Origin of the sequence: Paracoccus tegillarcae (assembly GCF_002847305.1) — a bacterium.
Lineage (GTDB): Bacteria > Pseudomonadota > Alphaproteobacteria > Rhodobacterales > Rhodobacteraceae > Paracoccus > Paracoccus tegillarcae.
Map to the genome: position 1 here is coordinate 77,091 of NZ_CP025408.1, position 24,831 is coordinate 101,921.

General features: G+C 60.1%; 23 protein-coding genes. 8 read left to right on the forward strand and 15 right to left on the reverse strand.

The window, feature by feature from the left end; all coding sequences use genetic code 11:
* Positions 1-160: 160 nt before the first annotated feature.
* From CUV01_RS00415 to CUV01_RS00470, 12 genes are all read right to left on the reverse strand, one after another.
* Positions 161-715 carry a head-tail connector protein gene (locus CUV01_RS00415; protein WP_157994740.1) on the reverse strand — a complete coding sequence of 185 codons (555 nt, stop codon included), beginning with the start codon at positions 713-715 and terminating at the stop codon, positions 161-163.
* 206 nt (positions 716-921) lie between these two features.
* Positions 922-2,049 carry an AAA family ATPase gene (locus CUV01_RS00420; protein WP_101458745.1) on the reverse strand — a complete coding sequence of 376 codons (1,128 nt, stop codon included), beginning with the start codon at positions 2,047-2,049 and terminating at the stop codon, positions 922-924.
* Positions 2,046-2,399: a hypothetical protein gene (locus tag CUV01_RS00425; RefSeq protein ID WP_101458746.1), complete on the reverse strand. Its 354-nt coding sequence runs from the start codon at positions 2,397-2,399 to the stop codon at positions 2,046-2,048. The genes CUV01_RS00420 and CUV01_RS00425 overlap by 4 nt, the downstream gene beginning before the upstream one ends.
* A complete protein-coding gene (locus CUV01_RS00430) occupies positions 2,399-2,602 on the reverse strand; it encodes a helix-turn-helix transcriptional regulator (protein WP_101458747.1) in 204 nt (67 codons plus the stop codon). The genes CUV01_RS00425 and CUV01_RS00430 overlap by 1 nt, the downstream gene beginning before the upstream one ends.
* A gap of 90 nt (positions 2,603-2,692) precedes the next feature.
* Entirely contained in the window at positions 2,693-3,307 is a 615-nt protein-coding gene (locus CUV01_RS00435; RefSeq protein WP_101458748.1) for a hypothetical protein, read from the reverse strand.
* 2 nt (positions 3,308-3,309) lie between these two features.
* The gene (locus CUV01_RS00440) at positions 3,310-4,530 is read right to left on the reverse strand and encodes a tyrosine-type recombinase/integrase (RefSeq protein ID WP_101458749.1); all 1,221 of its coding nucleotides are present in this window, start codon (positions 4,528-4,530) and stop codon (positions 3,310-3,312) included.
* A gap of 519 nt (positions 4,531-5,049) precedes the next feature.
* Positions 5,050-5,733 (reverse strand): aspartate/glutamate racemase family protein, encoded by a 684-nt coding sequence (locus CUV01_RS00445; RefSeq protein WP_101458750.1) that lies wholly within the window; start codon positions 5,731-5,733, stop codon positions 5,050-5,052.
* 6 nt (positions 5,734-5,739) lie between these two features.
* Positions 5,740-6,462 (reverse strand): ABC transporter ATP-binding protein, encoded by a 723-nt coding sequence (locus CUV01_RS00450; RefSeq protein ID WP_101458751.1) that lies wholly within the window; start codon positions 6,460-6,462, stop codon positions 5,740-5,742.
* 3 nt (positions 6,463-6,465) lie between these two features.
* Positions 6,466-7,248, reverse strand: coding sequence for an ABC transporter ATP-binding protein (locus CUV01_RS00455; protein WP_101458752.1), 783 nt, complete (start codon positions 7,246-7,248; stop codon positions 6,466-6,468).
* Entirely contained in the window at positions 7,245-8,225 is a 981-nt protein-coding gene (locus CUV01_RS00460; RefSeq protein WP_101458753.1) for a branched-chain amino acid ABC transporter permease, read from the reverse strand. The genes CUV01_RS00455 and CUV01_RS00460 overlap by 4 nt, the downstream gene beginning before the upstream one ends.
* Positions 8,226-8,229: 4 nt before the next feature.
* The gene (locus tag CUV01_RS00465) at positions 8,230-9,099 is read right to left on the reverse strand and encodes a branched-chain amino acid ABC transporter permease (protein ID WP_101458754.1); all 870 of its coding nucleotides are present in this window, start codon (positions 9,097-9,099) and stop codon (positions 8,230-8,232) included.
* Positions 9,100-9,187: 88 nt separating this feature from the next.
* Positions 9,188-10,375 carry an ABC transporter substrate-binding protein gene (locus CUV01_RS00470; protein WP_101458755.1) on the reverse strand — a complete coding sequence of 396 codons (1,188 nt, stop codon included), beginning with the start codon at positions 10,373-10,375 and terminating at the stop codon, positions 9,188-9,190.
* A 229-nt stretch (positions 10,376-10,604) separates the two neighbouring features.
* Between CUV01_RS00470 and CUV01_RS00475 the strand changes: the two genes are divergently transcribed.
* From CUV01_RS00475 to CUV01_RS00510, 8 genes are all read left to right on the forward strand, one after another.
* A complete protein-coding gene (locus CUV01_RS00475) occupies positions 10,605-11,324 on the forward strand; it encodes a GntR family transcriptional regulator (protein WP_232962791.1) in 720 nt (239 codons plus the stop codon).
* Between the two features lie 462 nt (positions 11,325-11,786).
* Positions 11,787-14,510 carry a nitrate/nitrite transporter gene (locus CUV01_RS00480; RefSeq protein WP_101458756.1) on the forward strand — a complete coding sequence of 908 codons (2,724 nt, stop codon included), beginning with the start codon at positions 11,787-11,789 and terminating at the stop codon, positions 14,508-14,510.
* Positions 14,511-14,523: 13 nt separating this feature from the next.
* Positions 14,524-18,291, forward strand: a complete 3,768-nt coding sequence (locus CUV01_RS00485; RefSeq protein ID WP_101458757.1) for a nitrate reductase subunit alpha — start codon at positions 14,524-14,526, stop codon at positions 18,289-18,291.
* The gene (narH, locus tag CUV01_RS00490) at positions 18,288-19,805 is read left to right on the forward strand and encodes a nitrate reductase subunit beta (protein WP_101458758.1); all 1,518 of its coding nucleotides are present in this window, start codon (positions 18,288-18,290) and stop codon (positions 19,803-19,805) included. The genes CUV01_RS00485 and narH overlap by 4 nt, the downstream gene beginning before the upstream one ends.
* Positions 19,802-20,488: a nitrate reductase molybdenum cofactor assembly chaperone gene (gene narJ, locus CUV01_RS00495; protein ID WP_101458759.1), complete on the forward strand. Its 687-nt coding sequence runs from the start codon at positions 19,802-19,804 to the stop codon at positions 20,486-20,488. Before narH ends, narJ begins: the two co-directional genes overlap by 4 nt.
* Before the next feature lie 12 nt (positions 20,489-20,500).
* Positions 20,501-21,214: a respiratory nitrate reductase subunit gamma gene (narI, locus tag CUV01_RS00500; protein WP_101458760.1), complete on the forward strand. Its 714-nt coding sequence runs from the start codon at positions 20,501-20,503 to the stop codon at positions 21,212-21,214.
* 15 nt (positions 21,215-21,229) lie between these two features.
* Positions 21,230-22,060 carry a peptidylprolyl isomerase gene (locus CUV01_RS00505; RefSeq protein WP_232962366.1) on the forward strand — a complete coding sequence of 277 codons (831 nt, stop codon included), beginning with the start codon at positions 21,230-21,232 and terminating at the stop codon, positions 22,058-22,060.
* A complete protein-coding gene (locus tag CUV01_RS00510; RefSeq protein WP_101458762.1) occupies positions 22,057-22,584 on the forward strand; it encodes a DUF2478 domain-containing protein in 528 nt (175 codons plus the stop codon). The genes CUV01_RS00505 and CUV01_RS00510 overlap by 4 nt, the downstream gene beginning before the upstream one ends.
* Positions 22,585-22,590: 6 nt before the next feature.
* Here the strand turns inward: CUV01_RS00510 and CUV01_RS00515 are convergent, their stop codons facing one another.
* The 3 genes from CUV01_RS00515 to pdxR all read right to left on the reverse strand — a co-directional run bounded on the left by CUV01_RS00515 (position 22,591) and on the right by pdxR (position 24,736).
* The gene (locus tag CUV01_RS00515; RefSeq protein ID WP_101458763.1) at positions 22,591-22,773 is read right to left on the reverse strand and encodes a hypothetical protein; all 183 of its coding nucleotides are present in this window, start codon (positions 22,771-22,773) and stop codon (positions 22,591-22,593) included.
* A gap of 72 nt (positions 22,774-22,845) precedes the next feature.
* Positions 22,846-23,022: a hypothetical protein gene (locus CUV01_RS19565; protein WP_157994741.1), complete on the reverse strand. Its 177-nt coding sequence runs from the start codon at positions 23,020-23,022 to the stop codon at positions 22,846-22,848.
* Between the two features lie 238 nt (positions 23,023-23,260).
* The gene (pdxR, locus tag CUV01_RS00520; RefSeq protein ID WP_101458764.1) at positions 23,261-24,736 is read right to left on the reverse strand and encodes a MocR-like pyridoxine biosynthesis transcription factor PdxR; all 1,476 of its coding nucleotides are present in this window, start codon (positions 24,734-24,736) and stop codon (positions 23,261-23,263) included.
* Between the last annotated feature and the right edge of the window lie 95 nt (positions 24,737-24,831).

A 24,831-nucleotide genomic window follows, 5' to 3' on the forward strand; every position in this document is an offset into this window, starting at 1 on the left:
TCTGGAATTTTCAGGGTTTCCAGAAAGGCAATCGCCAGATCGGCAGGATTCGGGGTCGGAAGAGAGAGCGGAACACTCTGCGCCCGGTCCCCTGCCTGAGACGATTTCGGGGCATTGGGACCAGCGCCAGCCCGGCCCTTCGCCTTGGTCGCAGCCGCCGTCATACCGCAACCCGCCGATGCCGCGCGGCGATCCGCGCCGCTGCATTGGTCAGCCCCTGCGGTCCTTCCGTGTCGCCGCGCTGGTCATAGAACGCCGCCGCCTGATCGTTGATCGCAAGTTGCAGGTCAGCCGGGATGCTGGCGTGATCCGTGCCATAGCCCGCCGGATAGCTGATGCGCAGGTGCTGGCCCTGTCCCATGCTGGTCAGGCTGATGACGGGATAACGGTCGCCCTCGATCCACCAGCCCGCCGGGTGCGGTGTCACGTTGCCCGCCTCGTCTATCAGTTCTACAGTCAACGGATGGTCGGTCAGCCCCTCGGTCCAGATCGGGCCAATGGGCAGAGGAATGCGGCAGCACCACGATCCAAGCGTGACGGTGATCCGCTGTGCCAGCAGGGCCAGCCCGCAATGTGCCTCGATCTCGCGCGCCGCTGCATCGGCCATCTGCGCAATCTGCCAATCGTCATCATCGAACATCACGCGGCAATGCGCTTTCACGTCGCCAAGCTCGAAAGGTGCTGCCGTGCTGATCTGGGTGCGTTCGGTGTTCATGGAAACTCGATTGCTGCGCACCGCAATCATAGTTCATGCTTAACTATCTGATAAGATTATCAAACTATAACGTCAGCTAACACGCAGGGGATTATCTGCTTTTGCGCAGCCCCGCGCCAAGCGGGTGCGCAGCATATAGGGGTATGGGGGTTGGAAGGAACAGGGGTTGGAAGGGGGTTGGAAGGGGGTTGGAAGCGGTCGGAACGTCATTCAACCGCTTCCAGAAATTGCCGCCGTTTCGATGGCGGGCCATCCTCGGCAAGCCTGATCTTGCCCGCCGCCAGCAAGGTTTCCATGGCAGAACGAAAGGCCCGCTTATTCACGCCCTCGGCCTCGGGGTGATTTGAAAACACGGTTGGTGCATAGGTCTGCCCGCCACCAGTGTTCACCCGCCGCCCTTGCGCTGTCAGAAGGCCCAGCAGCTTGAGGAACACCCGCTCGGACCTTGCGCTTGCCGCCATGCGATCCAGCCCCGTTTCAGACTCATCCGCGACGAAAACGCCCGCGCGCCAAGTCATGCAGATTTCGCCGCCGGTCGTGGAATAGTTCGCCTTTTTGGTCGAAAGTATCCGGGCATCGGGATTCGCCTCGTATCCGTCCTGCATGACACGTTCCAGATACAGGCGGCTGCGCACCGAATTATTCCACGCCGTTGAACCGCTCGTCCCTGAACCGCTGTTTAGCCCGGAGAGCGACGGATGCGCCAGCAGCAACACGGCGCAATCGTGGCGGATTGCCAGCCCGCGCAGGATGCCGACAAACTGCCGCGCCTGCGCCCTGTCATTCTCGTTGCCGGGGAACAGGTCCGCCAGCGTGTCCAGCACCACAAGCGCCGGGCGTTCTTCGTCGGTCCGCTTGTCGATCTCGGCAAACAACGCAGACGGGTGAAGCGCGCCGGTCTTGCCGTCTTGCATGGCAAGCAACGCATCCTCACCCGCAAGGCTGCGCATAGTCAGGCGGTCCAGATCATCGAACCGCAGGCCATCCGCCTGCACTACGTCATTCAGGCGGCGGTGCAATTCCGCCGTGTCATCCTCGGCACTGATGAACAGCGCCCCGCCCGACGATACGGCCCGCCCCATCCATTTGCCGCCGGACGCAACGGCACAGGCCAGTTGCAGCGCCAACAGGCTTTTGCCGGTGCCGCCATCGCCGCCCAGCAAGGTCACGGTCCCGGACGGCACCAGATCGCGCACCAGCCATTCCCGCGAAGGGACCGGCTTTCCCGCCAGATCGGACGCGGGGAAGAACCGCGACAAGCGCGGATCGGGATTTTCGGTGTAAGGATTGTCATATTGTGCCGCCACGCGGTCGAGATTGGCAAATTCGTTCATGCTGCCCCCGCCACATATTCCAGAAAGGCTTGCTGGTCGTTGCGTTTCAAACGCCGCCAGCAGGCCAGCAGGTAAGCCTTCCGCTCGGCCCGGCTGGCCCAATCGGCCCAAAGTGCCGCCTCGGCCATCACGCTATCGAAAGGCGCAATAGGCTGGCCCGCGCGCAAGGCATCGTGCAGGATTTCAAGGAATGGCAGGCGGTCCCGCGCGTCACAATCCACAAGCGCGCGGATCAGCGCCGTTGCCTTATCCTGTCGTTCCGAGTTATGATCGAACCAATCCCACCAGGATTGAATTTCGTCCCCGGCTTGGTTCACGGCCTCGCCGGGGAAGTCTTTTTCGTGGATCATCACAGCGCCCCCTGTGATGCCACGGCCTGCGCCTCAATCCAATCGAAAACCTCGGCCTCGTCAAAATAGCGCCGATTGGCGATATAGATGGGGCGCGGGAAATTCAGTTCAGGGTCATTCAGCTTACGCCAAAGCCACATGTCCGATGCGCCATCAAAGATTTCGTTGCGGAGTCGAGTCGCCGAGATAAGCTTGCGTGCCACTTGGGTGCCTTTCGCTTGGTTGCGTTAGGCCTCCCAATATTCACACGATTGCCGGTTTGAGAATTTCCCAAATTACGACGGAAAGCGGCGCTAGTTTGGGGAACCGGCCTTCAAGGCGTTTTCGACATAGCGCGCGCGGCCAGATTTAACTGTCTCCGGCGGGAAAATCAAACCGGGTCGCAGCGCCTCGATCTCGCAGAGAAACAGAACAAAGCTGGAAGTCTTATGGACCGCGACATTGCCGCCAGCATTTTTGATCATGCTGTGAAGGCGACCGATTGTGCGACGGTAACTTGCAGCCGGATCATACCCCGTAAAGTATCGTTCTCGTAGTTTGGCGAGGCGCAACAACCACTGATACAACGGTAGTGAACCGCGATGTCCGCCCTCCATCTGGGCGATTTCGCCTTCTATCGAAAGAGATACCTCAGCGAAATCTTTATAGGCCCGAATGGCGGCAAGTAGTTCTTTCGCTGCATTTTCTATCCTATCGATCTGCCTTTCCGATCCACGCAGAACAGTCGGCGCCAGATCTATCATTGCCAACCTATCCTTTAAGAAATCGGCCATCTCTGATACCAAGCCTTCGTCGTGCGGCAGGACCTTTGACCGTAGCACGCTGGCAATCGTCTTCGCGTCCAACTCGTCACGCAGCCATCCACCCGCGTGAGTCAGTGACAGAGTTTTGCGCCCACGGGTCTGCATGATCACCGCCCCCCTATCCGAACGATGTTGCCCGGCTCGCCCTCGACAAGCTGCGTGACATAGCGCGCCCATGCGTCCAGAGCGGCCCGCTTTTCGTCGGCATAGTCAAAGCGATTATAGACGCCCGCCACGCCCCGCCGGGTGCCGCTGCGATGGTTCAATACGGCCTCGACCACATGCGGCGGAAACCGTAGCCCTGCCATGCCAGTTGCAGCCGTGCGGCGCAGGTCGTGGATCGTGAAAGCCGGGATCGGATCGTCGGACGCCTCGGCCATCAATTTATCAACGCGCTCCTTGGCGCGGGTGAAGCCTGACACGGGGCTGTTGCCGGTGGTGGTGAACACATAGCGCCCACCAATGCGCGGCAGGCTGTCAAGCACCGCCAGCGCCTCTGGCGAAAAAGGGACGACATGTTCATCGGCATTCTTGCTTCTGGCGTCGGGCAGCGTCCAAGTATCGCCGTCGATCTCGCGCCACGACATTTCGGCCACCTCGCGCAGCCGCTGGCCGGTCAGCAGCAACAGCCGGTAGATCGGTCCGAACGGATAGCCCAAGCCGTCGCAGGCATTCCAGAACAGTTTGATCTCGTCGTCAGTCAGGACGCGGTTGCGGGGCTTTTCCGGTGCCGGCGGCTTGATGCCGTCCAGTGGGTTCGCCTCGATAATGTCCCTGCCCTTCGCCCAGTTGAAAAGCGTATTCAAATGCGCCCGCAGGCGGTTTGCAGTCACGGGGCTGCCCCGATCAACAATGCCGTCCAGAACCTCGATCACGTCACGCTTGGCGATACTGTGAATATCCCGGTCGCCCCATTTATCCATGACCTCGCGCCGGAACATGGCAAGCACATCATCCCCGCGCCGGTTGCGGCTGGCGTGGCGTTTCATGAACAGGTCGATCACATTCGACAGCTTGTCGCGGTCACCGTCTGCGCTCGCCTCGGCCTTCGCGGCTTTCTTCGCCTCTGCCGGGTTGCGCCCGTGGTGGATTTCTTCCAGCGCGTCAGTCGCAGCGCCTCGCGCCTCGGCAACGCCCATGATCGGCCAGCGGCCAAGGGTCAGCTTTGCAGGCTTGCCACCGAACCGATAACGCAGCGCCCAGGATTTCGCACCGCTCTTTTGGATCACCAGATAAAGCCCGGACAACGCCGGGTCTGGAACCTCTATCCGCTTGTCAGGATCGGCCTTCAGGGCATCAACTGCCCGCGTCGTGAGTGCCTTTGCCATCAGTCAAGAAACCTTCTGGGGTAACGCTGGGGTAACAGATTTGGCCGATTTCGACCGTTACCCCAAGTTAGTAACGCTTCCTAACGATAAGCGCAATACCCAGCAATTCAAGGCGCTTCATGCAATGCAGATGTTATGATTTGCGCGCCTTCGTTTTAGCCTGTCTTTTGAATGGCATTCAAGAGGTCAGGGGTTCGACTCCCCTTGGCTCCACCAAGATCTTCCTGAAAAACGGCTGTTGAGTTTGTTCCTCTCGGCAGAGGATGAGCGTTCGTTGTGCATCAGAGGCAACGCGCTGCCTCGGGCCAACCGCACCAGCCAGGCAGAAGAATAGTGGTGGGAGGTCGACGTCGTGGGACTGCCTCACAGACCCTCTGACGGCCTGTGCGCCTCCACCGCATCACCCCCCCTTGGGCGAACTTCCGTTACTGGGCTCGCCGCACGGTGTCGCGGCTCCTGCAGCGGTGGTTGGCGGCATCCATGCCGCCATGGCCTTGCGCCACCGACGCGAGGAACTGATCAGGCGCTTGAATAGGCTCCGATTTTCGACGTGCTGAGTTTGTTGTTCACCAGCGCCTCGGCAAATGTGACGCCGGCTGCAACCCCATCGATGACCGGCAGGCCGAATTCTTCGCTCAGCTCCGCCATCAGATCGGCCATCCCGGCGCAGCCAAGGACGATTGCCTCTGCCTTGTCCTGTTCTATCGTCTCGCGGATCTCGGACCGGATTTTCAGCATGGTCGCTGGATCACCTTCTTCAAGCTTGAGCACTGGAATATCCGTTGCCCGCACCGCGACGCATTTCTGGGCAAGCCCATAGCGCATCAGGTTGTTTTCCAGCCCCGGGACAGAGCGCGACAACGTCGTTATCACGCTGAACTTGTTGGCGATCATGCTGGCGGCGTGATATCCGGCCTCGCCAATTCCCAAAACCGGAACCGAAACGGACATCCGTACAGCGTCGAGCCCGGTATCATCAAAACAGGCGATGACAATCGCATCGGCATCGGGATGCCGGGCGACCTCTTCCAACAGCCCCGGCACGCAGGTTGCAGCATCAAGAAAGCCCTGAATGCTGGCTGGGCCCTTGCTGGGATTGGTGGTGACAATCTCTGTATCCGGGCGGGCAACGGCGCGCGCCGCCTTGGCGATCTTGTGGGTCATGGACACGGTCGTGTTGGGGTTAACTACCAGAATTTTCATGTCACATCATACCTCGCCGCCAAGGTAGGCGGCCTTGATCCGGTCATCATGCAGCAGCTCTTTCGAGACGCCCTCGATCACCACCTTGCCGGTTGCCATGGCGTAAGCGCGATGCGAAATGCTCAGCGCCATGCGCGAATTCTGTTCGACCAGCAGCACCGAAACGCCCTCGTCACGATTGATGGCAACGATTGAACGGGCAATGTCCTGCACCAGCTTTGGCGCGATCCCAAGGCTTGGCTCGTCCAGCAACAAGAGCTTGGGCTTGGCCATCAATGCGCGACCAATCACCATCATCTGCTGTTCGCCGCCCGACAGCGTTCCCGCACTCTGGCCGTAGCGTTCCCTGAGGCGCGGAAAGCGCGTCAGGATGCTGTCCAAACTGGTCTGGATCCCGGCTTTGTCCTTGCGTGTGAACGCCCCCATCATCAGGTTGTCTTTGACCGACATGTAGGGGAACACGCGGCGCCCCTCGGGCACCATGGCGATGCCGCGCCTGACGATGGCGGAAGGGTCGGTGCCATCCACGCGCTGACCCTCGAAGCTCACCGCGCCTTTCGCCGGTTTTGCCAGGCCGGTGATGGCGCGCAGGATAGAGGACTTGCCCGCACCATTGGCCCCGATCAACGCGACGGTTTCACCCTGATTTACATGCAGGGATACGCCCTTGAGCGCGTAAACATGGTCATAATACAGTTCGACGTCCTTGAAATCCAACATGGCTGTCATGGTTCACATCCCGATCTCGTCGTCGACGCTGCCAAGATAGGCCTCGATGACTTTGTCATTGTTCTGGATTTCGGCTGGCGTCCCCTCGGCGATCTTTTCGCCAAAGTTCAGCACCACAATCCGATCCGAGATATTCATGACTGCCGGCATATCGTGTTCCACGAGCAAGACCGTCACGCCGCGTTCATCACGCACAGAGCGGACCAGTTTCACCATGTTCATGGTTTCATCATGGTTCATTCCGGCGAAAGGTTCGTCCAGCAGCAGCACCTTGGGATCCGTCGCAAGACCGATGGCAATGCCAAGCGCGCGCAGGCTGCCCTGCGGCAGATTGCTGGCCTGTTCTTTGCTGATCTCGGACATGCCCAGAAACTCCAGCAATTCATCTGCATATCTCTCGAACGCACTCACATCGTCCTTGGCCGTTTTCGTGCCCCAGAAATAGCCCGCAAGAGAGGCCCTCGCCCGCAAGTGCTGTGCCACGACAACGCTTTCGCGCACCGTCATGCTTTTGAAGATCGTGGTTTCCTGAAAGGTACGCACGACCCCTTTGCGCGCCACGATATGCGGCTTGAGATTAGAGATCCGCTCGCCCTGATAGATCACCTCACCCGACGTGGTCGGCGTGAACGATGCGATCATCTTGAACAGCGTGGATTTCCCCGCACCGTTCGGCCCGATCACGGACAGGATCTCGTTTTTCGCGACGTCAAAGCTGATGCTGTTGTTTGCCGTAAGCCCACCATATTTCTTGGTGACATTCTTGACCTGAAGAAGCGGGCTCATTTGTCACCCCCTTTGCCAAAGCGAATACTCATCAGCCCATTGGGAAGGAAACGAATGATGAGGATCAGGATCGTTGAATAGATCAGCATCTGATATTTGCCGAACTCGAACAGCAGGTCCCAGCCAAAGTACAGAACCAGCGTGCCCAGCATCGGGCCAAAGACGTAGCCAAGACCACCAAGAAAGCAGTTCAGCATGAAGTTTACTGAATCCGCGACCTGAAAGCTGGACGGATAGACCGATTGCGCGATCGAGCCGAACATGGCCCCGCCCAGCCCGCCGAAAAAGCTGGAAATGGCGAATATCACGATGCGGATATAGGAAATGTTGACGCCGATCGAACTGGCCAATTCCTCGTTCTGCTGCATGGAACGACACAGATGCCCCAGCCGGGAATTCACCAGCCGATAGAGCGCCGCATAGGTCATGACCATGATGATGCAGGCGGTATAATAGAAGGCCAGCTTGGTGTTTTCCATTGCAGCAAAGTCCGGCAGGATTGAAATCCCCAAGACCGATATGCCCTTGGGCAGCGGGATGTTAGAGATGCCCGTAGCCCCGTTGGTGATCGGCAGCGCGAGGGCCGTCAGTGTCACGACCTGCGTCAGAACCAGCGTGATCATCGCGAAATAGACGCCGCGCAGCCGCAGGATGGGCAGGCCGATCAGAATCGCCACCAATGCCGGAAAAAGACCCGCGGCTGGTAGGGAAATCCAGAATGACCATCCTGCTTCGACCACCAGAATGGCCGAGACGTAAGCGCCGATCAGCGCGAAGGCGCCTTGGCCGATATTGATCCGCCCGATGTAAAAGGTCAGCCAGACACCGGCACTGGCGATCGCCAGCAACGCGACGGATGTAAGCGTGAAGTAAAAGTCCCAACGCCCTGTTGCACCAATGATCAGCGGAATGCCGATGAAGATCATGACCAGGAAGATGCCGACACCGATCAACTGTTTCGAGGTAAATCCAGCCATCAGATCAACCCCACGGCTTGCCCATCAGGCCTTGCGGCCGGATGGCGAGAAAGATCATCAGGGACACGAAGATCAGCAGATAGGTGATGTCACCGTACTGATAGAGCAGCGCAAGACCGATCGCTTCCATGAAGCCGAGGATAAAGCCGCCCCAAATTGCGCCGGATATCACACCAGCGCCGCCGATCATCACCATCATGAAAGCCTTGATCGAGGTCGGTCCGCCCATCCCGAGGTTCACCCCGGTGATCGTGACCAAAAGACCACCGACCAGCCCGGCCAGCATCGCGCCAAGCGCGAAACCGATCATCGAATACCGGTCCACATTGACGCCCATCAACTGCGCCGCGGTGCGATCCTGGGCCAGGGCGCGCAGCGCACGTCCGGTCCGCGTGTATTGCATCAATCCGATGAAAGCGACGATCGACAGGATTGCGAGCAGGCAGATCAGAATGCGATCGTAAGGCATGATGATCCGGAAATCCCAGTTGAACACACCGTCAACGATTTTCGGAACGCCGCGCTGCTTTTCACCGAAAACCAGCAGGATCACCGCATCAAGAAAGAAGGCGATCCCGGCGGCCAACAACATCGTGCTTTCTTCGCGCGCCGATCCCTTGATCACCGGCGCAAAGAGAAATTTCTCGATCAAGGCACCAAGAATGGCAAGCGTGACGCAAGACATCACCAGCGCCAGTACAAACGGCACGCCCCACTGACCATAGAACGTATAGGTGACGAAACCGCCAATGACGTACATCTGACCATGAGCAAAGTTGAGGACATTCATGATGGCAAAGATCAGGGTCAGACCAAGCGCGATCATCGCATACTGGGACCCCAGATAGACGCCATTGGCAAATATCTGTTCCATGAGGCTTCTCTTTCTGGGAAATGGCCCGGGCCGGCGCGGCCCGGGCATGTTCTGCTCTGGAAGAATTCACAAGCAGAAGACGGCGTGATCAGTCGACTTCAGCGACGAACAGCGTTTCAAACGCCCCGTCCTTGTACACATTCACAACCAGAGGAACCGCGATCTGGCGGCGCTGGCCAAAGGATGTCATGCCGACATAGCGCAACGTCGCATCGCCGCTCATATAAGGGTTCGGTGCTTCGAACGTGTCCATCGTGGTCTTGAAGGCATCGACATCATCAATGGCGGCTGGATCAGCCTTCAGCGTCTCGAGGATGTATTCCAACGCATAGACCTTGGTGTTCGACTCGTCGTTATATTCGCCGAACATGTCGCTGTATCGCTGAACGAACTCATCCATCATCGGTGACGCAAGCTCTGGCGTGGAGGCACCGCCGACCGAGATGAAACCGTTGGCCAGATCACCAGCACCCTCGGCCAGAACACCCGCATCCTGCGCGGTTTCCGTCGAGATCACCCCCTCAAAGCCCAGTTCACGCGCGGAACGGATCAGCTGCGGTGCATTTGCGGGCGACACGCCGGACAGAACCAGAAGATCAGGCCGTTCGCGCATCACTGGCGTCAGAACGGGCGTAAAATCGGTCGTATCGACCTGATAGGTCACATTGGACGAAACCACGTCCAGACCGAGGGCCGTGGCCGCTTCGACGCCGCCATCGCGCTGGCTCAGGGGATCGGATTCGTTGGCCGCGACAAAGGCCACGGTTTTCACGCCTTCTTCTTCCATCAGGTATTTATAGATCGCCGGTCCGGACTGGTAGTTCGCAACCATGCCCAGCACCGCGTTCGAGGCCGGGGCCTCGTAGAGAGACTTGGGGAATGCATAGGGGAAATACATGATGCCGTTGGATTCAGCCACCGGCCGCACCGCCGCCGCACCGTCGTCGACATTTGGCCCGACAACATAATGGATGCCCTCTTGGGCCATCTTTTCCATGCCTGCGATCGCGCGCTTGGGATCCTTCTGGTCGTCAAAAGAGACGATTTCGATGTCATACGTCGTATCACCGATCGTATAGCCGCCGGTTTCGTTGATCCAGGCCGCACGGGCCTCCATCGAGCGCTGGTTTGAAATGCCCCATGCCGCGGCGGGTCCGCTGGTCACACCGACAAAGCCGATCTTTAGCGCCGGGTTCTCTGCAGAGGCTGCGGCTGCACCAAATGCTGTCAGTGCTGCCGCTGTCAGCGCCGCGTTCACAAGTGTTTTTCGTTGCATGTCCAAACTCCCGTTGGGTTCAAATTCCGCGCGTTTTGCGCCTTTTTGGCCGGCAGTTTGATGGAAGTCCCATTCATGCCGTAGGGTCACTTCACGATTGTTAACAATATATGTCAACAAATTTTGTATTTTGGTCGACAAAATCCAGCGCTTGGCCTTAGATGAGTGGGATCGTAAGTCTGTAGTTGCGCCCACATCCCAAACACCAATCAGCTTTGAAAGTGCTCTTGTGCCCGTCAATCCTCAGCAAAGAAGCGTCACCGCGACGGACCCGAAAACGGGTGTGGACGAAAACCTCATTGTCGAGCGTATCTACCGGGCGGTCATGGAACAGCGGCTGGCGCCGAATACCAAACTCAGCGAAGCCCGCCTGTGCGAAACCTTTGGCGTCGGCCGCATGCGCGTTCGGCGCGCGCTGCTTTTGCTATCCAGTCAGGGCATCATCAAGCTGCAGTCAAATCGCGGCGCATACGTCGCCTGCCCCGACAAATCCGAAGCGAATGATGTCTTCGCGGCCAGAATGCTGATTGAACCGCCGCTTGTCCGTCAGTTGGCGAGACAGTCCAGCGATCTTGATCTCACGCTTCTCACAGACCACATCGCGCTGGAAGACGCAGCCCGTGAAAAGAACCAGCGTACCGAGATCATTCGCTTGTCCGGTGAGTTTCACACGAAACTCGCGCAAGCGACCGGAAACCAGTTCATCTTCCGCATGATGCGTGAGTTGGTGACACGGACATCATTGATTGTCGGGCTGTTTGGTTCATCGGAAGATGCCAGTTGCCCCGATCACGAACACAACGACATCTTGCAGGCGATTCTGGCGCAAGAACCGGAGAAGGCCGAACAGATCCTGATTTCTCATTTGCAGCACATCCAAAACGGTCTCGATATGGACGCACGCCAAGAACCTCAGGATGACCTTGCGGTTATCCTGGGATCAGACTGATCAGGTCTTCGCGTTTTCGGGTATCACAGGCTGGATTGATGCGTGCCGGTCTTGATTGGGCCTCATCTGCCTGTCGCCTTGGCGCAGGACAGGCTGTGTCAGGTGAAAAACTCACGGTTTGACCGCCCGCTCGACCGCCCTAATCCCTGTGGGCAAGCGGTCGCGGCCAGTTCTCTCTTGCGAAGAATCGCGGTCATACGCCACCAGACTAACCAGACAGCCAATGTTTTGGCGACCGGAGATCATCGTTTCCACTACCCAGGCAGCAACGCCCATCCGCTGGCTTGCACCATCCATGGCTCACAGGACCAGAAACCGTTCCTGGCCAAAATAAAAATCGCCGACGACCAGATTCCGCCCCCTGACTTGACATAGGTCAAGGCGACAACACGCATGACGTGTTTTTTGAGCGGTGATCCTCGCGCAATCCTGCCTCGCGGCGATCACGCGGAGACAATCGTCATGGCCAACCAAGCTTACCCCGACCACACCGCCCAGAATCGCGCGCTTTCGCTAAGCACGCTGGCCTTTACCCTTTGTTTTGCGGTCTGGACGATCTTTTCGATCATCGGGCTGGCGATCAAAGAGGAACTGGGCCTGAGCGAATTCCAATATGGCATCCTGATCGCCACGCCGATTCTGACCGGATCGCTTTCACGGCTGATTCTGGGTGTCTGGACCGAACGTTACGGCGGCAGGCTGGTCTTTACGCTGCAAATGGTCCTGACGGGTGCCGCCACCTGGGCGCTGACCTGGGCTGACAGCTATCCCGAATTTCTGCTGGCAGCCCTTGGTGTCGGGCTTGCGGGTGGCTCTTTCATCATCGGGGTGGCCTATGTGTCGAAATGGTTTCCACCCGAAAAGCAGGGAACCGCACTGGGCATCTTTGGCATGGGGAATGTCGGCGCGGCGCTGACAAAATTCGTAGCCCCCTTTGTGCTGGTCGCCGGCGGCTGGCAAAGCGTGGCCCAAATCTGGTCGCTGGCCATCATTCTGATGGGCATCGTCTTTTTTCTGGTCGCGCGCGATGATCCGGCGCTGCTGGAACGTCGCGCAAGCGGTGTCCCTGCCCCCAGTCTGGCCCAGCAGTTCGCACCGCTGAAAAACCTGCAGGTCTGGCGGTTCGCGCTGTATTACTTTTTCGTCTTTGGCGGCTTTGTGGCGCTGGCGCTGTGGCTGCCGCATTACCTGACCGATGTTTACGGCGCGGATGTCCGGTTGGCTGGTGCCGCCGCTGCCTCGTTCAGTTTCGCCGCCAGCGTATTCCGCGCCTATGGCGGGGTGCTGTCGGACCGGTTCGGTGCCCGGACGGTGATGTATTGGACGTTCGGCTTTTCGGCCGTGCTGCTGTTCATGCTGTCCTATCCGCCGACCGATTATATCGTGCATGGCAAGGACGGGCCGATCGCCTTCTCGACGCAGATGGATATGTGGCCCTTTGTCACTGTGCTGTTCGCCCTTGGCTTTTTCATGAGCCTCGGCAAGGCTGCCGTCTTCAAGCATATCCCGGTTTATTACCCCAATCATGTCGGCGCGGTAGGCGGTCTGGTCGGCATGATCGGCGGGTTGGGTGGGTTCATCCTGCCGATTACCTTCGGCGCGCTGCTGGACCTGACCGGCGTCTATACATCATGTTTCGCGCTGCTGCTGGTCATCGTTCTGGTCTCGCTTGCCTGGATGCATCTGTCGGTTCGCGCGATGGAACGCCGCGCACAGGGTGCCGCGCTGGACCGGCTGCCCAGCTTTCCCGAACTTGAGGAAATCCACGATCCCGAGCGGACGGCCATGCCGCACACGCTCGACGACTGGCACCCAGAGGATTCCGGTTTCTGGGCGGAAAAGGGTCGCAAGATCGCACGGCGCAACCTGTGGATTTCCATCGCGGCGCTGCTATTGGCCTTTTCGGTGTGGATGGTCTGGTCTGTCGTGGTGGCGCGGCTGCCCTCGATCGGGTTCGACTTTTCGCAAAACCAGTTGTTCTGGCTGACCGCCCTGCCGGCCCTGTCAGGGGCGACGCTGCGGATCTTTTACAGCTTCATGGTGCCGATCTTTGGCGGCAGGCTTTGGACGACGCTGTCCACCGCATCGCTGCTGATCCCTGCCATGGGCATCGGCTATGCGGTGCAGGACCCGACCACGCCTTACCTGATCTTTGTGACGCTGGCGCTGCTATGCGGGCTGGGTGGCGGCAACTTTGCCTCGTCCATGTCCAATATCAGCTTCTTCTTCCCAAAGGCCGAAAAGGGCAACGCATTGGCCCTGAATGCGGGTCTGGGCAATCTGGGCGTGTCGGTGATGCAGTTCGTGGTGCCGCTGGTTATCACCATCGGCATCTTTGGCGCGCTTGGCGGCGAACCACAGCAACTGTCCGACGGTGGCCAGTTGTGGATGCAGAATGCGGGCTTCATCTGGGTGCCGTTTATCGCGGTCGCGACCTTCCTTGCCTGGCTGGGGATGAACGATATTACCGATGCCAAGGCCAGCTTCCGCGAGCAGGCGGTGATCTTTCAGCGCAAGCATAACTGGCTGATGTGCATCCTCTATATCGGCACGTTCGGCAGCTTCATCGGCTATTCGGCCGCCTTCCCGCTGCTGATCAACCTGTCCTTCCCCGAAGTGAACGCGGTGCAATTCGTGTTCCTGGGGCCACTGGTCGGCGCGCTCAGCCGCGCCGGCACGGGTTGGCTGGCCGACCGTCTGGGCGGTGGACGCGTGACCCTGTGGGTGTTCGTGGGCATGATCGCCTGCGTCCTTGCGGTGATCTTTTCGCTCAGCGCGCTGTCCTTTGCCGGGTTCTTCCTTGGCTTCATGGGGCTGTTCTTCTTTACCGGGGTCGGCAATGCCTCGACCTTCCAGATGATCCCGGTGATCATGACCAAGGAAACCGCGCGTCTGGCGCCGCATCTTGCGCCCGACGACCGGCGCCGCCAGTCCGAACGTGAATCGGCGGCGATCATCGCCTTTACCAGTGCTATCGGCGCCTATGGCGGGTTCTTCATCCCCAAAGCCTATGGCAGCTCGATCGCCATGACCGGATCGGCCAATGGCGCATTGTGGCTGTTCCTGGGCTTTTACATCCTCTGCCTTGCCGTGACCTGGGTCTATTACGCCCGCCCCGGCGGGCTGCTTTACGACATCGAACACCGCCGCGCGGGCCCGACCGGGTCACAAGCTGCCGAACTTTGAGAAGGAGACAGCGATGAGCCATCTGCTGGATCGCCTGAACTTCCTGAAATCCGTTCGCAAGGACGAATTCGCGGAAGGTCACGGCCAGACCACGAATGAAAGCCGCGATTGGGAGGATACCTATCGCTCGCGCTGGCGGCACGACAAGATCGTGCGCTCGACCCACGGGGTGAACTGCACCGGGTCCTGTTCGTGGAAAATCTACGTCAAATCCGGCATCGTGACCTGGGAAACCCAGCAGACCGATTATCCGCGCACGCGGCCCGATCTGCCCAATCACGAACCGCGCGGCTGCGCGCGCGGCGCCTCATACAGCTGGTATCTGTATTCCGCCAACCGCGTGAAAACGCCCCTGATCCGGGGCAGCCTGATGCGTCTGTGGCGCGACAAGCGCCAGACCCTGTCGCCCTTAGCCGCATGGGAGGCGATCCAGAACGACCCGCAGGCCCGCGCCAGCTATACCACCACGCGCGGCAAGGGTGGTTTCGTGCGCGCCACCTGGGATGAGGCGACCGAAATCACCGCCGCCGCGAATGCTTATACGGCCAGGAAATACGGCCCCGACCGGGTTTTCGGCTTTTCGCCCATCCCGGCAATGTCGATGATTTCCTACGCCGCAGGGACGCGCTATCTGTCGCTGCTGGGCGGCACCTGCATGTCATTTTACGACTGGTATTGCGACCTGCCACCCGCCAGCCCGCAGACATGGGGTGAACAGACCGATGTTCCGGAATCGGCCGATTGGTACAATGCCGGCTATCTGATCCTCTGGGGTTCCAACGTGCCGCAGACGCGGACGCCGGATGCGCATTTCTATACCGAAGTCCGCTATAAGGGCACGAAATCGGCGGTGATCTGTCCCGACTATTCAGAGGCCGCGAAGTTCAGCGATATCTGGCTGAACGCCAAGCAGGGCACTGATGCGGCACTTGGCATGGCCTTTGGACATGTCATCCTGCGCGAATTCCATCTGGACCGGCAGGTGCCCTATTTCGAGGACTACTGCCGCCGCTATTCCGACATGCCGATGCTGGTCCGGCTGGACCGGCAGGGCGACCGTCTGGTGCCGGGACGCCAGTTGCGCGCCGCCGATCTGGCAGACGGGATGGGACAGGCCATCAACCCTGAATGGAAAACCATCGGCATCGACGAAAACAGCGACGATCTGGTCGTGCCGAACGGCTCTATCGGGTTCCGTTGGGGTGAGGAGCGTGGCCGCTGGAACCTTGAGGAAAAGGCCGCAGGCGCGGATACGCAGCTGCGTCTCAGCCTGCTGCTGGAAGAGGACCATGACGAGGTCGCGGCAGTCGATTTCCCGTTCTTCGGCGGTGCTGCAAGCAATGGCTTCGCCGTGGACGATCGGGGCGAGGTGCTGACCCGCAACGTGCCCGCGCGCCGCATCACGCTGGCCGATGGCAGCGAGGCGCTTGTGGCCACCGTCTTTGATCTGCTTTGCGCCAATTACAGTCTGGATCGCGGGCTGGGCGGCGATCATGTCACCGACGACTACAGTGCCGACGTGCCCTTCACGCCCGCATGGGCCGAACGGATCACCGGCGTTCCTGCGGACCGTATCGTGCAGGTGGCGCGCGAATTTGCCGCCAATGCCGAAAAGACCAATGGCCGCTCGATGATCATCATCGGGGCTGCGATGAACCATTGGTATCACATGGACATGAACTACCGCGCCGCCATCAACATGCTGGTGATGTGCGGTTGCGTGGGCCAGTCAGGCGGCGGCTGGTCGCATTATGTGGGCCAGGAAAAACTGCGCCCGCAGACCGGCTGGACGGCGCTGGCCTTCGCGCTGGATTGGTCGCGCCCGCCCCGGCACATGAACGCGACCAGCGCATGGTATGCACATACCAACCAGTGGCGCTATGAGACGGTGACGTCGAATGAGATCCTGTCACCCACCGCGCTAGAGGGCGATTGGGGCAGCCTGAGCCTGATCGACTATAACATCCGGGCCGAGCGGATGGGCTGGCTGCCCTCTGCCCCGCAGTTGAAATCCAACCCGCTGGAGGTGGGCCGCGCCGCGAAAGAGGCCGGCGTCGAGGTCAGGGATTACGTCGCCGAGCGGCTGAAATCGGGTGAATTGCAGATGTCCTGCGAAGACCCCGATGCACCCGAAAACTGGCCACGCAACCTGTTCGTCTGGCGTTCCAACCTGCTGGGCTCTTCCGGCAAGGGGCATGAATATTTCCTCAAGCACCTGTTGGGCACCGATCATGGCGTGCAGGGCAAGGATCTGGGCGAGGAAGGCCGCCAAAAGCCGGTCGAGGCCGTCTGGCATGACGAGGCCCCCAAGGGAAAACTGGACCTGTTGGTGACCATCGACTTCCGGATGTCCACGACCGCCGTCTATGCCGATATCGTTCTGCCAACCGCGTCCTGGTACGAAAAGGACGACATGAACACCTCGGACATGCATCCGTTCATCCATCCGCTGCAAGCGGCGGTGGACCCGGCATACGAGTCGAAATCGGATTGGGAGATCTTCAAATCCATCGCCCACAAGTTTTCCGAAATCGCGCCCGAGGTGCTGGGGGTCGAAACCGACGTGGTGCAATTGCCGCTGCAGCATGACAGCCCCGGCGAAATTGCGCAGAATGTCGTGGCCGACTGGAAACGCGATGAATGCGAACTGATCCCCGGCCAGACCGCGCCGGCCTATATCTCGGTCGAGCGGGACTATCCCAACCTGTACAAACGGTTCACAGCACTTGGTCCGCTGATGGAAAAGATCGGCAATGGCGGCAAGGGGATTGCCTGGAACACTGAATCCGAAGTGTGCCACCTGCAAGACCTGAACGGCATCGTAACCGAGGAAGGCCCGACCAAGGGCATGGCGCGGATCGATACGGCCATCGACGCCGCCGAAGTGGTGCTGATGCTGGCCCCCGAAACCAATGGCGAGGTTGCGGTCAAGGCGTGGCAGGCGCTTGGCGAAGTGACCGGACGCAGCCACACCCATCTGGCCGAGTCGAAAGAGGACGAAAAGATCCGCTTTCGCGATATCGCCGCCCAGCCGCGCAAGATCATCTCCAGCCCCACCTGGTCGGGGATCGAAAGCGAAGAGGTGTGCTACAGCGCCGGTTACACCAATGTGCACGAGTTGATCCCGTGGCGCACGGTTTCTGGCCGCCAGCAGCTGTATCAGGACCACGAATGGATGCGCGCCTTTGGCGAGGGTTTCGTGACATGGCGCCCGCCGGTTGACCTGAAAACCGTGGGCTACAGTGCCACGAAATCGCTGGCCGACGGCGAAAAGCATGTCGTGCTGAACTTCATCACGCCGCACCAGAAATGGGGCATCCATTCGACCTATTCCGACAACCTGCTGATGCTGACCCTGAACCGGGGCGGCCCGGTGGTCTGGCTGTCGGAAATCGACGCCCGCAAGGCCGGGCTGGTCGATAATGACTGGGTCGAGGTCTTTAACAGCAACGGCGTCATTGCCGCGCGTGCGGTGGTCAGCCAGCGCATGAAGGAAGGCACGCTGTTCATGTATCACGCACAGGAAAAGATCGTGAATACGCCGGGCAGCCAGATCACCGGCCAGCGCGGCGGCATCCACAATTCGGTTACCCGCGTGGTGCTGAAACCCACCCATATGATCGGCGGCTATGGGCAGCTGTCCTATGGCTTCAACTATTACGGCACGGTCGGCTCGAACCGCGACGAATTCGTCATTGTCCGAAAGATGAACACGGTCGACTGGCTGGATGAGCCGCTGAAGGACACGGCCGCAACCCAATCAAAGGAGGCAGCGGAATGAAAGTCCGAGCACAAATCGGCATGGTCCTCAACCTGGACAAATGCATCGGCTGTCACACCTGTTCCGTCACCTGCAAGAACGTCTGGACCTCGCGCGAGGGCGTTGAATATGCCTGGTTCAACAACGTCGAAACCAAGCCTGGCATCGGCTATCCCAAGGATTGGGAAAACCAGAAGCGCTGGAAAGGCGGCTGGACGCGGACCCGCGCGGGCCATTTGCAGCCGAAACAGGGCGGTAAATGGCGGATTCTGGCGAATATCTTCGCCAACCCCGATCTGCCCGAGATCGACGATTTCTACGAACCGTTCACCTTCGATTACGACCACCTGAAATCGGCACCCGATATGCCGGCCTTCCCGACCGCGCGGCCACGGTCGCTGATCTCGGGCGAGCGGATCGAAAAGATCGAATGGGGTCCGAACTGGGAAGAAATTCTGGGCGGTGAATTCGCCAAACGGTCCAAGGACTACAATTTCGAGGGCGTGCAGAAAGAGATTTACGGAGAGTATGAAAATACCTTCATGATGTATCTGCCGCGGCTGTGCGAACATTGCCTGAACCCGGCCTGCGTCGCCTCCTGCCCCTCTGGCGCGATCTACAAGCGCGAAGATGACGGCGTTGTCCTGATCGATCAGGAAAAATGCCGGGGCTGGCGGATGTGCGTCAGCGGCTGCCCCTACAAGAAAATTTATTACAACTGGTCCACCGGCAAATCCGAGAAATGCACCCTGTGCTATCCGCGTCTGGAATCGGGCCAGCCAACGGTCTGTTCGGAAACCTGCGTCGGTCGCATCCGCTATCTGGGTGTGATGCTGTATGACGCCGACCGGATCGCCGAAGCCGCCAGCGTGGAATCCGAGGCGGATCTGTATGACGCGCAGCTTGGGGTGTTCCTGGACCCCAACGATCCCGAGGTGATCGCAGCCGCGCGCGCCGAGGGTGTGCCCGAAGACTGGATCAAGGGGGCGCAGAACTCGCCGATCTGGAAGATGGCGATGGAATGGAAGATCGCCTTCCCGCTGCACCCGGAATATCGCACCCTGCCGATGGTCTGGTATGTGCCGCCGCTGTCACCCATCCAGAACGCCGCCGAGGCAGGCAAGATCTCGGCGCAGGATGATATGCCCGATGTCCGCAGCCTGCGTATTCCGCTGCGCTATCTGGCGAATATGCTGACCGCCGGGGATGAGGCGCCGGTGGCCGCCGCACTGGAACGGATGCTGGCCATGCGGTCCTATATGCGGTCGAAATCCATCGACGGCGTGGTCAATCTGGGCGTCGCGCAGCGCGTGGGCCTGACCCCGCAGCAGATCGACGAAATGTATCACCTTCTGGCCATCGCCAATTACGAGGATCGCTTTGTCATTCCGACGACCCATCGCGAATTGGTCGAGGACGCCTATGACCTGAAAGGCGGCTGCGGCTTTACCGATGGCAATGGCTGTTCATCGGGCAATAGCGGGTCGATGTTCGGCGGCAAGAAATTCCGCAGCCCACAGGAGTTCCTGTCATGAAAACCTTCAAGGCATTCTCGGCGCTCCTCAGCTATCCGTCCGCAGACCTGATGGCCGCGATCCCGGATATCGACGCGGTTCTGCACGCAGATGGTTTGCTGGGCCCGACCCGGCAGGCCGAACTGGCGCCGCTGCTGCGCGAGCTTGGCGGCGGCGACCTGCTTGATCTTCAGGAACGCTATGTGCTGCTGTTCGACCGCTCGCGCACCTTGTCGCTGAACCTGTTCGAACATGTTCACGGCGAAAGCCGCGATCGGGGCGGCGCGATGGTCGATCTGTTGGAAACCTATCGTGCCAATGGCTTTGATCTGGTCGGCACTGAATTGCCCGATCATCTGCCGGTCGTGCTGGAATATCTGTCCACCCGGCCTCTGGACGAGGCAAAGGCGATGCTGGCCGATGCTGGCCATATCCTGCTGGCACTTTCCGAACGCCTGCAACGCCGCGACACGCCCTATGCGGCGGTGCTGACGGCGCTGGTTGCGCTGGCGGAAACCGATGCCGAACTTCCGGCCGAATTGGCCGACATCCCCGACGACGACCCCGAGGATCTGGCTGCGCTGGATGCCGTTTGGGAAGAGGCGCAAGTCACCTTCGGACCCGATCCCGATGCAGGCTGCCCGATCACCCGCGATATCCTTGCCCGCATGGACCCGCCCCCCGCCGCAACGGCGGCTGAATAACAGGAGGCTTTGGTGCATAACTTCTTTTTCGGAATCTATCCTTATATCGCCATCACCGTGATGATCGTCGGCTCGATCATCCGGTACGATCGTGATCCTTTCACGTGGAAATCCAAATCCAGCCAGCTCTTGCGAAAGCGGCAGTTCGTCATCGGATCAGTGCTGTTTCACGTCGGCATTCTGGTGATCCTGTTCGGCCATCTGGGCGGGCTGTTGACCCCCATCGCGGTTTTCGACGCACTTGGCATCAGCCACGGTGCCAAGCAGATCCTGGCGGTGACGGCAGGCGGCATAGCCGGGATCATGGCGCTGATCGGGGGGGCAATCCTGCTGCATCGCCGGATGACCGATCCCCGGATCCGGGCCAATTCGACGCTGGCAGATACCGGCATCCTTGCGCTGCTGCTGGCGCAGCTTGTGCTGGGGCTGATGACGATCTTCGTCTCGCTGCAACATATGGACGGCGAAGAAATGACCCGCCTGATGGCCTGGGCGCAGGGCATCGCCTATCTGCGCCCCGATGCAGCCGCCCATATCGTGGACGTCAACCCACTGTTCAAGCTGCATATCTTCCTTGGCCTGACCATCTTCCTGCTGTTCCCGTTCACCCGTCTGGTTCACATGATCTCGGCCCCGATCCGTTATATCTGGCGGCCCGGCTATCAGATCGTGCGGACCAAACGCCAAATGCCCGAGCGCACCAAGCCGCGCCACCCGGCAGAATAAGAGGTCGTCATGCAGATGAAATCGCTTCTTCCGCCCGTCGTTGTGAACGGGGTCACGCTGGACCCGGCGCGAATTGCCGCCGAGGCCCAGAACCACCCTGCCCCCAAAGGCAAACCCGGCGCCGCATGGCAGGCCGCAGCCCGCGCGCTGGCAACGCGCGAGTTGCTGCTGCAAGAGGCCGTCCGGCGCGGGATCGAACCCACCCCGGCAGAGATCGCGCCGGGGCAATGGGAAACCGAGGATGAGGCGCTGATCACCGCGCTGCTGGAAACCGCCGTCACACCGGTGTCGGCGGATGAGGCGCGGATGCGCGCGATCTATGAGGCCGATCCCGACCGGTTTCGCGCGCCCTCGCTTTACGAGGCGGCGCATATCCTGTTGGCCGCATCGCCCGACGATGCCGGTGCAGTGGCCGATGCCCGAGCAACCGCCGATAAGCTGCTGGCGCAACTGGCCACCTCGCCGCAGGCTTTCGGCCGGCTTGCCGCCGAATACAGCGCCTGTTCGTCTAAAACCTCTGGCGGTGTGCTGGGCCAGCTATCGTCAGGTGACACGGTGCCTGAATTCGAGGCGGCACTGGCGCAAATGCCCGAGGGCAGCATTGCGCCCGAACCCGTGCAGTCACGCTATGGTCTGCATGTGATCCGGTTGGATGGCCGTATCATCGGCGAGGTGCTGCCCTTCGAATCCGTCCTGCCCGGTTTGCGCGATGCCCATGACAAGGCCGCATGGCTGCGCGCCAGCCGGGATTTTATCGCAGAGCTCTTCAGCCGCGCCGAAATCAGCGGGTTCCGGATCACGACCGAAGCCCCGGCAGGTGAACCCGATAAGCGAGGTCTGGCATGAACATCGCCTATGTCACCCTGTCCGGACGCGGCGAAATCGACCGCCTTCTGGCCCACGCCGTCAGTCGCCTGGAAACCGCCGGCCTGGCCCTTGCAGGGACCGTGCAGACGAATATCGACCGCGATGACCGCCCGCGCTGCGATATGGACCTGCGATTGCTGCCCGATGGCCCCACCATCCGGATCAGCATTGATCGCGGCGCAGAGGCACGCGGCTGCCGCCTGGATGCAGGCGCTCTGGAGCAATCAGTGGTCTGGACCGATGCCGCGCTGGAACGCGCCGAACTGCTGGTCGTCAACAAATTCGGCAAGCAAGAGGCCGAGGGTCGGGGGCTGTCGAACACCATCGCCAAGGCGCTGGATAGCGGCATTCCAGTCCTGGTTGGCGTCAACGGGCTGAATCTGGGGACATTTCTCGCCTTTGCCGGCGACCTCGCGCAGCCGCTGCCCGCAAGCTCAGACGCGATTGTAGATTGGTGTCTGGGCACGCGCAGCATCGCACATAAACTGACAGCGGTCGGATGAAAGGGATCAGGCCAGCTGCTTTCCAAATCGCGCAACCGTGCCTTCTGGACGCACCTGCCGCTCGGGCTCACCGAAGGTGGTCGTTCCGTAGTCATAGTCAGGCATCTTCTGGGCCTGGCAAAGCGAGCCTGTGACGGTATGTTCGCCATAGCCCGCAAACTGACGCAGGTCAGTCCACCGGGTCGTCATAAAGACCCGGTTGTTTTACAGAACCAGCGTTGGCATTGACCGAAACTGCAGCCTGCCTCCCGGCAGATACGGTCAAGTCGCCTGTCCCGCACCTGGCCACTTTATCTCTGCGGCTTCGGCCATGTCGCCGGCGATAATCGTCGCTTCGGCATCCCTTGAAGCAGATCGCATCGCTTCGCCGAGGCCAGTCAAAAAAGCAGGGGCGGCGATTTCGTCAATATGGAGATCCGCCAGAACCAGGATTTTCATTCGGAACCTCCCATAACACCTTATGCGAACCAATCGGCGAGGCAGGGTTCGTCCTCGCAGCATGCTTGCAGCTTGTGGAACTGTTGAACGGCATCGGTCGCGATCAACGCCCTAACATCATACACATGGGTCCGGTTGCGCAGCGGTGCCGAACATGGGCCGGCATGAAAGCGGATTTTGTCGTCGTTTGCTGCGCCCCCGCCGGCGCTACACCAGAGACAACCTGCGAGACACAGCTTTACGACGACAAGCGCTGTGACCGGGCTTCGATCAGTCTGACTCCCTCAGCGATCTGTTTATCGGGGATTGACCCATAGCCAAGGCGGAATAAGGGGCAGGGCTCGGGAGGGTTCTCGAAAAACACTCTGCCCGGCTCGATCAGAACGCTGTCCTGCTCGAGACGGGCCGCAAGGATCTGGCTGTCGCTGCCCTCGGGTCCGCAGACCCAGACGCTGGAACCGCCCGCGGTTGGGGCACCGGCAATCTGCAGCGACGTCCGGTTCAGGGCCTCTTCCAGAATGCTTCGCCTGCGCCGCAACGCTTCACGCAACCGGACGATGTGTGCGTCGTAGTGGCCGAGCGCCAGGAAATAGGCCGTGATACGCTGCAGATGGCTGGGCGGGTGGCGCAGCATGATTGACCGCAAGGCCCGTGCGCGGGCGATAAACGCGGCGGGCCCAACCATGTAGCCAATGCGCAGCCCTGGAAACAGCGATTTTGAGAAGCTGCCCAGATAGATCACCCGGCCTGCGTCATCCAGTGATTTCAGGGCCGGTGCTGGTAGCGACAGATAGGACATCTCGAAATCGTAGTCGTCTTCGACGATCAAAAAGTCCTGTGTCTTGGCCAAGGCGATCAACTCTCGTCGGCGCGCCAGCGGCATGGTAGCGCCGGTGGGGATGTGATGGCTGGGCGTGACCGTGACCAGCCGGGTATTTCTCGGCAGGTCGGCCGGGTTCAGACCCATGGCATCGACCGGCAGGAATGTTGTCGGACTCTGCGCGCGGCGCAGTGTTTCGGCGAAATCGGGATAGCCCGGCTCTTCCATGACCGAGAGACGGTCGGCGCGGGCCAGCAATTCAACCGTCAGATACAGTCCGTTTTGAGCACCCAATGTCACCAGAACCTCATCAGGGCGCGCATTGATCCCGCGACGCTGCAAGGTGTTGGAACAGATATAGTCAACCAGCAGCGGGTCATCAGCGCCATAGCGGTCCGCCGCCAGATCGGCGAAATCGCGTGTGCCCAATGCCCGACGCGCGCAATCGCGCCAGGCATTGTGATCGAACAGCGCCTGATCGGCCTGACCGAAGATGAACGGATATTGATAGGCGCGCCAATTTGCCGGTTTGCGGATAACTCGGCGCGGCTGATCATGGTCCGACAGCCAGTCCGCCCAGTCCAACGGCTTTTCACCTTGCACAGGCTCGGTGGGGCGCAGGCGGCGATGTGGCACGGTCGCGGCCACCGCCACGCCCGAGCGGGGTATCGTCTCCAGATACGCCTGACTGACAAGTTCCTGATAGACCAGAGTGACGGTCATCCGAGAAATGCCCAGCGCTTCGGCCAGTTTGCGGCTTGACGGAAGGCGCGAGCCCGGTCGGGCCCTGCTTTCCAGAATGGCGCGCACGATGGCTGCCAACAGACGGCCCTGCAATGTCGGGGCGTCATTGTCGCGCATATAGATCGTCTCAGTGGGAATACGGTTTCGCATCTGGACCTAACTTTGAATCAAACTGGTCATATCCACTGACGCTAAGTCAAGCAATAAACCGCGCCATGGCGACCGTTGGAAATGCGGCGCCGATG

Bases quoted from the DNA above. Each gene is read 5' to 3' on its own strand.
- CUV01_RS00415 (WP_157994740.1), bottom strand. From the start codon at position 715: ATGAACACCGAACGCACCCAGATCAGCACGGCAGCACCTTTCGAGCTT.
- CUV01_RS00420 (WP_101458745.1), bottom strand. From the start codon at position 2,049: ATGAACGAATTTGCCAATCTCGACCGCGTGGCGGCACAATATGACAAT.
- CUV01_RS00425 (WP_101458746.1), bottom strand. From the start codon at position 2,399: ATGATCCACGAAAAAGACTTCCCCGGCGAGGCCGTGAACCAAGCCGGG.
- CUV01_RS00435 (WP_101458748.1), bottom strand. From the start codon at position 3,307: ATGCAGACCCGTGGGCGCAAAACTCTGTCACTGACTCACGCGGGTGGA.
- CUV01_RS00440 (WP_101458749.1), bottom strand. From the start codon at position 4,530: ATGGCAAAGGCACTCACGACGCGGGCAGTTGATGCCCTGAAGGCCGAT.
- CUV01_RS00445 (WP_101458750.1), bottom strand. From the start codon at position 5,733: ATGAAAATTCTGGTAGTTAACCCCAACACGACCGTGTCCATGACCCAC.
- CUV01_RS00450 (WP_101458751.1), bottom strand. From the start codon at position 6,462: ATGACAGCCATGTTGGATTTCAAGGACGTCGAACTGTATTATGACCAT.
- CUV01_RS00455 (WP_101458752.1), bottom strand. From the start codon at position 7,248: ATGAGCCCGCTTCTTCAGGTCAAGAATGTCACCAAGAAATATGGTGGG.
- CUV01_RS00460 (WP_101458753.1), bottom strand. From the start codon at position 8,225: ATGGCTGGATTTACCTCGAAACAGTTGATCGGTGTCGGCATCTTCCTG.
- CUV01_RS00465 (WP_101458754.1), bottom strand. From the start codon at position 9,099: ATGGAACAGATATTTGCCAATGGCGTCTATCTGGGGTCCCAGTATGCG.
- CUV01_RS00470 (WP_101458755.1), bottom strand. From the start codon at position 10,375: ATGCAACGAAAAACACTTGTGAACGCGGCGCTGACAGCGGCAGCACTG.
- CUV01_RS00480 (WP_101458756.1), top strand. From the start codon at position 11,787: ATGGCCAACCAAGCTTACCCCGACCACACCGCCCAGAATCGCGCGCTT.
- CUV01_RS00485 (WP_101458757.1), top strand. From the start codon at position 14,524: ATGAGCCATCTGCTGGATCGCCTGAACTTCCTGAAATCCGTTCGCAAG.
- narH (WP_101458758.1), top strand. From the start codon at position 18,288: ATGAAAGTCCGAGCACAAATCGGCATGGTCCTCAACCTGGACAAATGC.
- narJ (WP_101458759.1), top strand. From the start codon at position 19,802: ATGAAAACCTTCAAGGCATTCTCGGCGCTCCTCAGCTATCCGTCCGCA.
- CUV01_RS00505 (WP_232962366.1), top strand. From the start codon at position 21,230: ATGAAATCGCTTCTTCCGCCCGTCGTTGTGAACGGGGTCACGCTGGAC.
- CUV01_RS00510 (WP_101458762.1), top strand. From the start codon at position 22,057: ATGAACATCGCCTATGTCACCCTGTCCGGACGCGGCGAAATCGACCGC.
- CUV01_RS00515 (WP_101458763.1), bottom strand. From the start codon at position 22,773: ATGACGACCCGGTGGACTGACCTGCGTCAGTTTGCGGGCTATGGCGAA.
- CUV01_RS19565 (WP_157994741.1), bottom strand. From the start codon at position 23,022: ATGAAAATCCTGGTTCTGGCGGATCTCCATATTGACGAAATCGCCGCC.
- pdxR (WP_101458764.1), bottom strand. From the start codon at position 24,736: ATGCGAAACCGTATTCCCACTGAGACGATCTATATGCGCGACAATGAC.